This window comes from Rugamonas sp. GW822-FHT03B10 (assembly GCF_058801745.1).
The window spans coordinates 179,268-190,539 of the sequence record NZ_JBXANP010000011.1 but is presented as its reverse complement, the minus strand read 5'-3'; the positions used below and the strand labels follow the sequence as shown (position 1 = coordinate 190,539).

Genomic DNA, 11,272 nt, shown 5'->3' with positions numbered 1-11,272 from the left:
AGGATTCTGGAACCTATGAAATGGCGTTACCCGACATGGTACCCGATGTCAATTTCCACTGGAAACGGCATAGAGCCTTAAATGGGAGGCTACGCTGAGTCCCAAAAATCACTGAATTGGCAAGAAACAGTACGGGACGCTGTTCTTTTTTGTATAAATGCTCAAGGGTGTGATTAAAGACTTCGAATGCCTTAATTAAATCAGTTCGATCTATCCGCGCGGGAAGCATATTAAATCGCACGATAGGAGTTCTGGGAATTCGAGCATTTATATCCGGCGTATTTTTAAGTTGGTGTGAATCTGGTATCAGCTTCGATTGTTGGTGAGTCCGTCCTCCACTATCGGGAATCTTGTACTCTATTTCCCACATGTGGTTATGTGCAACGGAGTTTCGCAAGTCAAAAAACTCTCGCACCCGTGAGTGACGGCGATAACCTAGGCTTTCCTTTAAATATTTTGCCGAATCTTTACTCAATCTGCCCCCGGGTTTGGCCTTCTGCAGAAAGTACCTATCACGTTGAAGCATAGATTCCATCATCGCAGCAAGTAACAGAATCGCACTGATGGAATATCCATTTTCGTAGAAATTGGCACTCACTCTATCTGTAGAGCAGAATCCATTTTTTATGAGCTTTTCGACGAGATCCGCCACAGGTTGCTGTAGGTGCGGTGCTACAACTGAAATAATAAGATCCGATTGCGATTTATTCGATTTCATAATCAGATATCTATATTTATCTAAAGGCTTCGGCAGCTTCTGGCCGTTAGCGTGTGCAGTGCTATCTATTACGCATACGGCGTAATTGCTTTCCGGGTACTCCAATGTATCGGTCGATTGATCTACGTCCTACGCCATTCTCTACGGTCACTGTGAAATGTCGGCCATACGCGGCGTCTGTGCCAAATCTGGCCTGTAGAACTCTAATATCCTTAGAGCTAAAACTATGTCGTTCACAGAACTCCGGCAAAACATCTCGATAGAGTTGGACTGCGCGTTGCAAACTTTCTGAAGCAGGCGAGCCCGAAGTTGTTCCATTTATAAAATCTACGATCAAATGACCCTCATCAGCCGCCGACGCCTCGGCGAATACGTCCATTGCATAATATCCGATCATCAACCCGATTCCGCTCGCAAAAGAATCTGCGAAATTGTGTCCTATAGCCTTAAGCGTGCTAAGTTTCATAAACGAGAGTGATTACAAAAAAGCTTCTGCAGAGCAGCCATGTCCGTTCCTGGCCGGCTACGGTCACGCAAGGACAAGGTGCTACGCAATGTAGGTCTCACAAAGAACAAAGCGACTTGCCATCATGTTCCACGCATCTGCTCGCCTCTGAAGAAAAATGAGCTGTCCATACTCGTCCATGGTTGATTCCCGGCCTGATTTGCGAAGCCATTCATCATAGAGCTTGTCAAAGTCCTCTTTGCTCAATTGTGGCAATCGTTGCGCAGAATAATCGAACACCGAACTAAAATCATTGCTCGGTGTCAGAGAAGTCTCTTTCAGGCGATTCACGCCTAATAGTTCCATCAGCATTTTCAGTTCGTCATCGCCATCTAGAACGACCGAATAGTATTCCTCGCAATTTTCACACATCGCTTCAAGCGAAGTGCAGACTGCCGTGATCGGGCTATTGGACACCGCGAATACATAACTCTTCATTCAATTTCCTGATATCGTGGCACTTCCGCTTTTGGCCGGATTCGGAAATCAAACCCTTGCCTCATATGCTTCTGTCAGTTGCTGGAGATGGGCTCGCTCGTCACCTGAAACAGCATTCCCCTGATCAATCAGGACACCGTGGATGAGGTAGTATTCCGTATCGCTCCTAATGACTCCTCGCTTAATTATGCGTCTGTAGTTCGCTGAGTACCGGCGCGTAATCTCTGACACGGTAACGATACCCGCTGATCTAAACGCCGCGTCAGCATCAGACATGGCCTCTAGGCTCCAGTTATTCGTATCTTCAATAGTGTCGTTTGCTGCTTGACGCAAACCTGCAAGAACTTTGGATTTTCCGAACTGTTCGACGGCTCGCTGAATAGTTTTTGCAGGATGGATTTCTGCTGCTGCGTCGACCTTCCAAACAACAGTGGCGAAGTGTCCCACGTAGGCCAGCAGTTCTTCAAACTCCCTTTCACGCTCAGGTGTCATCGCTGTCTTCATTTTCAAAGGTCTGCTGTTGGCCGTTTGCAGTCAAACAGAACTGCGAGAACGATTGCTCAGACGCTTGAAAGATACTATTTCGAATGCAGCGCCCACTACAAATAGGATGCCAGAGCTTGTTTCTAGCCCGAAGTAGTACGCCGTGAGCGCAGCTGCAAAACATCCAGCCGTAACCAAATGACGCATGGAGCTCTCCCTTCTTAGTAAATCGAGTGCTTTCGAATGCTTGCTGATTCGAGAGTAGTCGATTGGCAAGCAAATTGTCCTCAAGTTCCTACGGCGACTATTGGCCGGACCCGGCAAAAAGGACCAGCATAGCATGTTGCAAAGATGAAAAAATCACAAATTCTCACTACTACCACCCGGCATTGGGCCTATTTACCGGGTGGTTAGAAAGCGCGAAATTTAGTGCGGCTGTAACGTAGCCATCGCCGCGCGGATGAAATCGCGCATCGCAGCAGTGACAAAGCCGGCATCGGTCAGTTCCGGTTCATTGGTGAGCGCGTCGCGAATTTTTTGCTGGGTTGATGGATTATCACCCGCGAACGAACGGAACAGCTCGAACCAGTGGCGCGCCAGCACCTGCACTTCCGGCGCGTTCGGGGCACAGCCCTTATCCATTGCGCTCTGCACTTGAGCGATGAGCGCCGGCCATTCCGAGGCGCGCTTGCCAATATTGGCGCGTAGAAAAGCGAACTCATCGTCCGAAAGATACTTGCGATAGATGGCAAGCTTGCGCTGGCCGGAGGCCGCGATGACGAACTGCATCATTGCAGGCGTGATGCCGGTCTGCTCCTGCACTAACGGCTCCTGCTCGTGCATCGTGTTCAGTTTAGCGAACAGAACAGGGTTGGCGGCCGTATCGCGCACCACCATCGTCATCCACTGGCTTGCGAGTGCCTGGGCCTGCGGGTGGTCTGGTCCGGCGCCTGACTCCATCAGCTCGCGGACCGACTCTACCAACGTGGTCCATTCCGCCTTCAAACCGTCGGCGGCGTTGTAGAGGGGCAATTGCTTGAGTTCGTCTTGCGAGAAATATTTATCGTACATGGTCATGAGCTCCAGAGTGGTTAGCCAATCGGCCAGCTCAGGTTCCTGTCCTTGTGCCAGTTGCTGATGTAAATCGGACAAGCGTGCGCGCAAGGTGTTCGCTTGGTCGATTTGCCGCGTGAGCATGGCTATTTGCTGGGCAACGACTGTGGCAAGGGGCAGGCTCGGTCTGGCCAGGTAAGCGCCGATGTCGGCTAGCGACAAGCCGAACTTACGCAACGCCTGGATGTGATGCAGGCGAGCGATGTCGGTTCGGTTGTAGAGCCGGTAGCCGGCATCGGAGCGCGCGGAAGGCGTGAGCAGGCCGATGGCGTCATAGTGGTGCAGCGCGCGCACCGTCAAACCTGTGTGCTTGCCAAGTTCGCCTATTTTCAACAGCATCGGATTGGTCCTTTCTTCATGCGTACAGCTAGGTTGAAGCCTGACGTTGGGTGAGGGTCAAGTGGGATTTCAAACAATTTTCCGGTCAGCTTCGAGGAACGCGCCAAGCCATTGCGTATTCAGAGGCTCCGCGTGGCCTCCCACCTGTGGGTCTGACAAATTGGAGGTCTTCGAAGTGGCCATCTTTGCCATTGCACGGATGCCGATTCCGGTATCGGGCAGCGCTGATGGTCCGAGATGGTTACGGTCTATAGATGTCGCAGAAGCAGGTCTGCGCGACCGTGTTGCCTGGAGCTATGAGATCAGGTCGCGTCGGTCGCGTGCGTATTCACTCAACGGTGTATCACCACCAACAATGCCTTTGCTTCGGTCTTGCCCGCATTGCGGATTGCATGCGGCACGTCGGCCGCATAGCGCGCCGTGCCGCCCAGTTTCACTTTCTTCTTGTGCGCACCGGCTTCCACCTCCACCGACCCATGCAGCAACGTCAGGTGTTCGCTCGCGCCCGGATCGTGCGGTTGCGATACCAGCTCGCCGCCCGGCGCCAGCGTCAGTTCATACCACTCATATTTTCCCGCCAGTTCCATCGGGCCCAGGATGCGCAGCACGTAGCCGGCGTGCTGGCCGGGCAAGGTGGGGATCTCGTGCGCGTCCACCACGCGGATCGGGTCCGTTTCCTTGTTGTCGCCGCTGGCCAGCAGTTCACCGATCTGCACGCCCAGCGCGTTGGCCAGGCGCCAGGTGATGGCGATGGTGGGGTTGGCTTTCTCGCGCTCGATCTGCGAGAGCATGGACTTCGATACGCCCGCGATGCGGGACAGATCCTCTAGGGTCAGGCCTCGGGCCAGACGCAGGCGCTGCAGCGCGGCGCCGACTTCCGGTGGTGCGTTCGTGGAAACGGGTGTTTTCATGGTTTTATTCGGCCGAAGGGGGGAATTGTGCGTAAGTCTGTCGGAAAAGGGCGGCTAGAACCGCACGTGTGCGTATTGCCAAGTTCACTGGCCTTCGGTAGTATTCAATATATTGAATTTCGGTTCGAGATAGCGAATTTCGATGGCGATCCGGGAATGAGAGTAGACTTTATTCCGGAGCGACGCCTTGGGAAACACGGTACAACATAGCGCATGGACAGGTCAAGCGACCGGCCGCGCCACCACACGAGGATCATCATGAGCGACCAAGCAAAGAACGCCTTCTTCAATGGCCTGCAGCAGAACCTGGATCAGCTGCGCGAGCAGGGGCTGTACAAACCGGAGCGGGTGCTGTCGTCGCGTCAGGGTGCCGAAGTGGTTGGCCAGGATGGCCGCAAGCTGATTAATATGTGCGCCAACAATTACCTGGGCCTGTCGGGCGAGGAGTGGGTGGCGCAGGCGTCCATCGCCGCCACCGAGCGGTATGGCTATGGCCTGTCGTCGGTGCGCTTCATCTGCGGCACGCAGACCGTGCACAAGCAGCTGGAACAGGCGATCTCGAAGTTCCTCGGCACCGAGGACACCATCCTGTACGCGGCCGCGTTCGACGCCAACGGCGGCGTGTTCGAGCCGCTGTTCGATGAGAACGACGCCATCATCTCGGATGCGCTGAACCATGCTTCCATCATCGACGGCATCCGCCTGTGCAAGGCGGCCCGGTTCCGTTACGCCCACAACGACATGGCCGATCTGGAGGCGCAGCTGCAGGCGGCCGCCGGCAAGCGCCACAAGCTGATCGTCACCGATGGCGTGTTCTCGATGGACGGCACCATCGCTCAACTGGACAAGATCTGCGACCTGGCCGACAAGTACGGCGCGCTGGTCATGATCGACGAATGCCATGCGTCCGGCTTCATGGGCGCCACCGGCCGCGGCACGCACGAGCACCACAACGTGATGGGCCGTATCGACATCATCACCGGCACGCTGGGCAAGGCGCTGGGCGGCGCCATGGGCGGCTTCACCTCGGCGCGCAAGGAAGTGATCGACATGCTGCGCCAGAAGTCGCGGCCTTACCTGTTCTCAAACACGCTGGCGCCTTCGATCGCCGGCGCCTCGCTGGCCGTGCTGGAGCGCCTGTCGGCATCGACCGAGCTGCGCGACCGCCTGCACGAAAACACCGCCTACTTCCGCAAGGAGATCGAACGTATCGGCTTCACCATCAAGCCGGGCACCCATCCGGTGGTGCCGGTGATGCTGTTCGATGCGCCGGTCGCGCAGAAATTCGCTGCCCGCATGTACGAGCTGGGCGTGCTGCTCAGCGGCTTCTTCTACCCGGTGGTGCCCATGGGGCAGGCGCGCGTGCGCGTGCAGCTGTCCGCTGCCCACACCCGCGAGCAGCTTGACACTGTACTCAAAGCATTCGAACAGGCCGGCCGCGAACTGGGCCTGCTGCCGACGCAAGCACAATGAAAATCGTCAGGAACAACAACATGGAACGCATACTCGTCATCGGCGCCAACGGTCAGATCGGCAGTGAACTGGTGGAAGCGCTGGCCGCCCAGCACGGCGCCTGCAACGTGATCGCCAGCGATGTCAGCCCTACCAACGTGCACAAGGCCGAACGCTACATCCAGCTCAACGTGCTCGATAAGGACACCTTGGCCAGCCTGGTGGCGGAACACGGTATCACGCAGGTCTACCAGCTGGCGGCCATGCTGTCGGCCACCGGCGAGGCGGCGCCGCTGAAGGCGTGGACGCTGAACATGGACGGGTTGCTCAACATCCTTGAAGTGGCGCGTGAGCGCAACGCCGTCGGCAAGCCGCTGCGCATCTTCTGGCCGTCGTCGATCGCCGCCTTCGGCCCGAACACGCCGGCCGACCAGACCCCGCAGCTGACGGTGATGGACCCGACCACGATCTACGGCATCAGCAAGCTGGCCGGCGAGCGCCTGTGCGAGTACTACTTTCTCAAGTATGGCGTGGACGTGCGCAGCATCCGTTACCCCGGCATCATCAGCTACAAATCGCCCCCGGGCGGCGGCACCACCGACTACGCGATCTCGATCTTCCATTCGGCCCTGCGCGGCGAGTGCTATGAATGCTTCCTCGGCCCGCAATCGACGCTGCCGATGATCTACATGCCAGACGCCATCCGCGCCACCATCGAGCTGATGGACGCGCCGGCCGCGCAGATCAAGGTGCGTTCGGCCTACAACGTGGCCGGCGTGTCCTTCAACCCGGAGGAATTGGCCGCCGCCATCGCGCGCAAGGTGCCCAACTTCCGCATCGCCTACAAGCCCGACAGCCGCCAGGCCATCGCCGACACCTGGCCCAAGAGCCTGGACGACAGCGCCGCCACGGCCGACTGGGGCTGGACCGCGCGCATCGGCATCGAGCAGATGGTGGAAGACATGCTGGCCAACGTGGACGTGAATCTGGGCAAAGCCGCCTGAGCACGTGAAACGATACAAAACATATAAAACAAAGCGAGACAAACGATGGACATGAGCGTATTTGACCTGTTTAAGATCGGCATCGGGCCGTCGAGTTCCCACACGGTGGGGCCGATGGTGGCGGCGCGCCGGTTCCTGGTCGAATGCGGCGCGCTCGATGACGTGGTGTCCGTCGAAGCTTCGCTGTATGGCTCGCTGGCCCTGACCGGCGTGGGCCACGCCACCGACAAGGCGGTCATCCTGGGCCTGATGGGGGAGACGCCGCAGGGCGTGGACCCGGGCCGGGTGGATGCCCTGCTGGCCGCCGCCGAGGAGGCGGGCGAACTGGCGCTGCTGGGTCATCACAAGGTGCCGTTCAAGATGGCCACCGGCCTGCTGTTCCACAAGAGCGAATCGCTGCCCGAGCATCCCAACGGCATGTGCTTCACGGTGAAGCGGGCCGACGGCAGCTCGGTCAGCAAGGTCTATTACTCGGTCGGTGGCGGCTTTATCCGCGAGCAGGGCGAAGGGCAGGAAGCGGCCGCCGACCGGCCGGCCAGCGCCATTCCCTACCGTTTCGACACCATGGCCCAGTTGCTCGAACACGGCAAGGCCAGTGGCTTGACCATCCCGCAGATGTTGCGCGCCAACGAGTGCGTCAAGCTCGGCAACGATGAACTGGACGCCGGCGTGGACCGCATCTGGCAGGTGATGCGCGACTGTATCGCCCGTGGCCTCGACACCTCCGGTCAGCTGCCGGGCGGCTTGCACGTGAAGCGCCGCGCCGCCAACCTGTGGCGCCAGGCCCATGATCCCAAGGCACTGGTCAACCACGCCAACGAGCTGCCGCACGACGCGCTGCACCAGGTGTCGCTGTACGCGATGGCCGTCAACGAGGAAAACGCGGCCGGCGGGCGCGTGGTGACGGCGCCCACCAACGGCGCGGCCGGCATCATCCCGGCCGTGCTGCGCTATTACGCGGAAGACTGCCGGCCCAGCGATCCGGTCAAGGGCGTGCGCGATTTCCTGCTGACGGCGGCCGCCATCGGCATGCTGTGCAAGCGCAACGCGTCGATCTCCGGCGCCGAAATCGGTTGTCAGGGCGAGGTGGGCGTGGCCTGCGCGATGGCGGCGGCCGGGCTGGTGGCGGCGCTGGGCGGCACCAACCAGCAGATCGAGAACGCGGCCGAAATCGGCATCGAACACCACCTGGGCATGACCTGCGACCCGATCGGGGGGCTGGTGCAGATCCCCTGCATCGAGCGCAACGGCATGGGCGCGGTCAAGGCCATCACGGCCGCCTCGCTGGCGTTGAAGGGCGATGGCACGCACTTCGTCAGCCTGGACGAGGTGATCGAGACCATGCGCCAGACGGGCGCCGACATGCAGGTCAAGTACAAGGAGACGTCGCTGGGCGGCCTGGCGATCCACGTCATCACGGTCAACCACGCCGCATGTTGATGGATTTTTAATACCCGTAAAACAACGCGAATTTCACGGGAAAGGTCCGGCCGCACTATAATATGAGCCCATCGCTTCGTTTCGCCACACGCTGTTCGCTCAACTGGACCTTTCTACTCTATGCAATACGTGTCTACCCGCGCCGCCGCATCGGCCGCTTCCTCGACTCCCCAACAATTTTCCGACATCCTGCTGGGCGGCCTCGCGCCTGACGGCGGCCTGTATCTGCCGACCGAATATCCGCAAGTGACGGGCGCCGAGCTCGATAAATGGCGCCAGCTGTCCTACGCCGACCTGGCCTACGAAATTTTGCGGAAATTCGCGACCGACATTCCCGAGGAGGACCTGCGCGCGCTGACGGCCAAGACCTACACCAAGGAAGTCTATTGCAACGCCCGCAAAGGCGAGAAGGCCAGCCAGATCACGCCGCTGCGCGTGCTGGAAGAGCGCGAGGACGGTTCGCGTCTGGTGCTGCAAGCGCTGTCGAACGGCCCCACGCTGGCGTTCAAGGACATGGCCATGCAGTTGCTGGGCAACCTGTTCGAATACACGCTGGCCAAGCATGACGCGCAGCTCAACATCTTCGGCGCCACCTCGGGCGACACCGGCAGCGCGGCCGAATACGCGATGCGCGGCAAGAAGGGCATCCGCGTGTTCATGCTGTCGCCGCACAAGAAGATGAGCGCGTTCCAGACGGCGCAGATGTTCAGCCTGCAGGACCCCAACATCTTCAACATCGCCGTCGAAGGCGTGTTCGATGACTGCCAGGACATGGTCAAGGCCGTGTCCAACGACCTGCCGTTCAAGGCCAAACAGAAGATCGGCACCGTCAACTCGATCAACTGGGCCCGCGTCGTGGCGCAGGTGGTGTACTACTTCCGTGGCTACCTGTCGGCCACCACCAGCAACGACCAGAAAGTGTCGTTCACCGTCCCATCGGGTAACTTCGGCAACATCTGCGCCGGCCACATCGCCCGCATGATGGGCCTGCCGATCGACAAGCTGGTGGCCGCCACCAACGAGAACGACGTGCTGGACGAATTCTTCCGCACCGGCGTGTACCGCGTGCGCAAGTCGGCCGAGACCTACCACACCAGCAGCCCGTCGATGGACATCTCCAAGGCGTCCAATTTCGAGCGCTTCGTGTTCGACCTGGTGGGCCGCGACGCCGACCGCACCCGCGCGCTGTTCCAGAAGGTGGAAACCCACGGCGGCTTCGACCTGTCGGGCAAGCCGGGCAGCGATGGCGATGAATTCAAGCTGGTGGCCAAATACGGCTTCAAGTCCGGCAAATCGACCCACGCGGACCGCCTGAACACGATCCGCGACGTGGCCGACGACTTCGACATCACCATCGACACCCACACGGCCGACGGCATCAAGGTCGCGCGCGAGAACATGGAGCCGGGCATGACGATGATCGTGCTGGAGACGGCGCTGGCCGCCAAGTTCAACGAAACCATCCTCGAAGCGCTGGGTGTGGACGCCGAACGTCCGGCCGGCTTCGAGAACATCGAAGCGCTGCCGCAGAAGTTCGTCGTCATGCCGGCCGACGTGGAGAAGATGAAAGCCTACATCGCCGCCAACACCGGCCTGTAAGCGAGCGCGAAGGAGTACGCCAACCATGAGCGAATACAAGCCCAAACCGATGCTGGCGGTGAGCGAGGCGCTGGCCTTCATGCTGTCGGCCGCGCGTCCCGTGGCCGACGTCGAAACCATCCCCACGCTGGAAGCCAATGGCCGGGTGCTGGCCAAGGCCCAGTTGTCGGAGATGAACGTGCCGGGGCAGGACAATACGCAAATGGACGGCTACGCCGTGCGCTCGGCCGATTGCGCCGATGGCGCGGCCACGCTGACGGTGTCGCAGCGCATCCCGGCCGGCCATGTCGGCCAGCCGCTGCTGCCCGGCACGGCGGCCCGCATCTTCACCGGCGCGCTGATTCCGGAAGGGGCGGACGCCGTCGTCATGCAGGAGCAGTGCGAAGCGACCGGCAACCTGGTGACCGTGCGTCATGCGCCCAAGCCGGGCGAGTGGATACGCCGCGCCGGCGAGGACATCACCAACGGCAGCATCATCCTGCCGGCCGGCACCCGGCTGCGCAGCCAGGAGCTGGGCCTGGCCGCTTCCGTCGGTCTGGCGCAACTGCCGGTGCGGCGTAAGCTGAAGGTCGCCGTGTTCTTCACCGGCGACGAGCTGACCATGCCGGGCGAACCGCTGGCGCCGGGCGCGATCTACAATTCCAACCGCTTCACGCTGCGCGCGCTGCTGGAGAACCTTGGCTGCGAGATCAGCGATCACGGCATCGTGCCCGATTCGCTGGAAGCCACCCGCGCCGTGCTGCGCGACTGCGCACAGCAGAATGACCTGATCATCACCTCGGGCGGCGTGTCCGTCGGCGAGGAAGACCACATCAAGCCGGCCGTGGAAGCGGAAGGCAAGCTCAATATGTGGCAGATCGCCGTCAAGCCGGGCAAGCCGCTGGCCTTCGGCGAGGTGCAGAACGCCTTCTTCGTCGGCCTGCCGGGCAATCCCGTGTCGAGCTACATCACCTTCCTGATGTTCGTGCGTCCTTTCATCCTGCGCCTGCAAGGTGTGGAGGACAGCCGCGCCCTCACGCCGCGCGCCTATCCGCTGCGGGCCGATTTCGACTGGACCAAGCCGGACCGCCGCAACGAATTCCTGCGCGCCCGCTTCAACGACAAGGGTGGCCTCGATCTGTTCACCAACCAGAGTTCCGGTGTGCTGACGTCGACCGTCTGGGGCGACGGCGTGATCGACAATCCGCCCGGCCGCAGCATCATGGCCGGCGACACGGTACGATTTATACCGTTTAGCGAATTATTGAATTAGTTCAATATTGAACCATTT

General features: G+C 59.7%; 10 protein-coding genes. 5 read left to right on the top strand and 5 right to left on the bottom strand.

Annotated elements, in window-relative coordinates; genetic code table 11:
* Positions 1-13: 13 nt before the first annotated feature.
* The 5 genes from AC1RQG_RS18535 to AC1RQG_RS18515 all read right to left on the bottom strand — a co-directional run bounded on the left by AC1RQG_RS18535 (position 14) and on the right by AC1RQG_RS18515 (position 4,507).
* A complete protein-coding gene (locus tag AC1RQG_RS18535) occupies positions 14-718 on the bottom strand; it encodes a hypothetical protein (RefSeq protein ID WP_493133460.1) in 705 nt (234 codons plus the stop codon).
* A gap of 547 nt (positions 719-1,265) precedes the next feature.
* Positions 1,266-1,661 (bottom strand): hypothetical protein, encoded by a 396-nt coding sequence (locus AC1RQG_RS18530; RefSeq protein WP_493133459.1) that lies wholly within the window; start codon positions 1,659-1,661, stop codon positions 1,266-1,268.
* Between the two features lie 48 nt (positions 1,662-1,709).
* The gene (locus AC1RQG_RS18525; protein WP_493133458.1) at positions 1,710-2,165 is read right to left on the bottom strand and encodes a hypothetical protein; all 456 of its coding nucleotides are present in this window, start codon (positions 2,163-2,165) and stop codon (positions 1,710-1,712) included.
* A 405-nt stretch (positions 2,166-2,570) separates the two neighbouring features.
* The gene (locus AC1RQG_RS18520) at positions 2,571-3,596 is read right to left on the bottom strand and encodes a MerR family transcriptional regulator (protein WP_493133457.1); all 1,026 of its coding nucleotides are present in this window, start codon (positions 3,594-3,596) and stop codon (positions 2,571-2,573) included.
* Between the two features lie 332 nt (positions 3,597-3,928).
* Positions 3,929-4,507: a helix-turn-helix domain-containing protein gene (locus tag AC1RQG_RS18515; RefSeq protein ID WP_493133456.1), complete on the bottom strand. Its 579-nt coding sequence runs from the start codon at positions 4,505-4,507 to the stop codon at positions 3,929-3,931.
* Between the two features lie 258 nt (positions 4,508-4,765).
* Here AC1RQG_RS18515 and kbl point away from each other — a divergent pair, with 258 nt between their 5' ends.
* The 5 genes from kbl (at position 4,766) to AC1RQG_RS18490 (ending at position 11,254) form a co-directional block, all read left to right on the top strand.
* Positions 4,766-5,980 carry a glycine C-acetyltransferase gene (kbl, locus tag AC1RQG_RS18510; protein ID WP_493133455.1) on the top strand — a complete coding sequence of 405 codons (1,215 nt, stop codon included), beginning with the start codon at positions 4,766-4,768 and terminating at the stop codon, positions 5,978-5,980.
* Positions 5,981-6,000: 20 nt separating this feature from the next.
* Positions 6,001-6,963 (top strand): NAD-dependent epimerase/dehydratase family protein, encoded by a 963-nt coding sequence (locus AC1RQG_RS18505; RefSeq protein ID WP_493133454.1) that lies wholly within the window; start codon positions 6,001-6,003, stop codon positions 6,961-6,963.
* 45 nt (positions 6,964-7,008) lie between these two features.
* Positions 7,009-8,403, top strand: coding sequence for an L-serine ammonia-lyase (locus tag AC1RQG_RS18500; RefSeq protein WP_493133453.1), 1,395 nt, complete (start codon positions 7,009-7,011; stop codon positions 8,401-8,403).
* A 120-nt stretch (positions 8,404-8,523) separates the two neighbouring features.
* On the top strand, positions 8,524-10,002 hold the full coding sequence (gene thrC / locus AC1RQG_RS18495) for a threonine synthase (protein ID WP_493133452.1): 1,479 nt from the start codon (positions 8,524-8,526) through the stop codon (positions 10,000-10,002).
* A gap of 25 nt (positions 10,003-10,027) precedes the next feature.
* Positions 10,028-11,254 (top strand): molybdopterin molybdotransferase MoeA, encoded by a 1,227-nt coding sequence (locus AC1RQG_RS18490; RefSeq protein ID WP_493133451.1) that lies wholly within the window; start codon positions 10,028-10,030, stop codon positions 11,252-11,254.
* Positions 11,255-11,272 lie beyond the last annotated feature (18 nt).

Bases quoted from the DNA above. Each gene is read 5' to 3' on its own strand.
- AC1RQG_RS18500 (WP_493133453.1), top strand. From the start codon at position 7,009: ATGGACATGAGCGTATTTGACCTGTTTAAGATCGGCATCGGGCCGTCG.
- AC1RQG_RS18490 (WP_493133451.1), top strand. From the start codon at position 10,028: ATGAGCGAATACAAGCCCAAACCGATGCTGGCGGTGAGCGAGGCGCTG.
- thrC (WP_493133452.1), top strand. From the start codon at position 8,524: ATGCAATACGTGTCTACCCGCGCCGCCGCATCGGCCGCTTCCTCGACT.
- AC1RQG_RS18515 (WP_493133456.1), bottom strand. From the start codon at position 4,507: ATGAAAACACCCGTTTCCACGAACGCACCACCGGAAGTCGGCGCCGCG.
- AC1RQG_RS18520 (WP_493133457.1), bottom strand. From the start codon at position 3,596: ATGCTGTTGAAAATAGGCGAACTTGGCAAGCACACAGGTTTGACGGTG.
- AC1RQG_RS18530 (WP_493133459.1), bottom strand. From the start codon at position 1,661: ATGAAGAGTTATGTATTCGCGGTGTCCAATAGCCCGATCACGGCAGTC.
- kbl (WP_493133455.1), top strand. From the start codon at position 4,766: ATGAGCGACCAAGCAAAGAACGCCTTCTTCAATGGCCTGCAGCAGAAC.
- AC1RQG_RS18535 (WP_493133460.1), bottom strand. From the start codon at position 718: ATGAAATCGAATAAATCGCAATCGGATCTTATTATTTCAGTTGTAGCA.
- AC1RQG_RS18505 (WP_493133454.1), top strand. From the start codon at position 6,001: ATGGAACGCATACTCGTCATCGGCGCCAACGGTCAGATCGGCAGTGAA.
- AC1RQG_RS18525 (WP_493133458.1), bottom strand. From the start codon at position 2,165: ATGAAGACAGCGATGACACCTGAGCGTGAAAGGGAGTTTGAAGAACTG.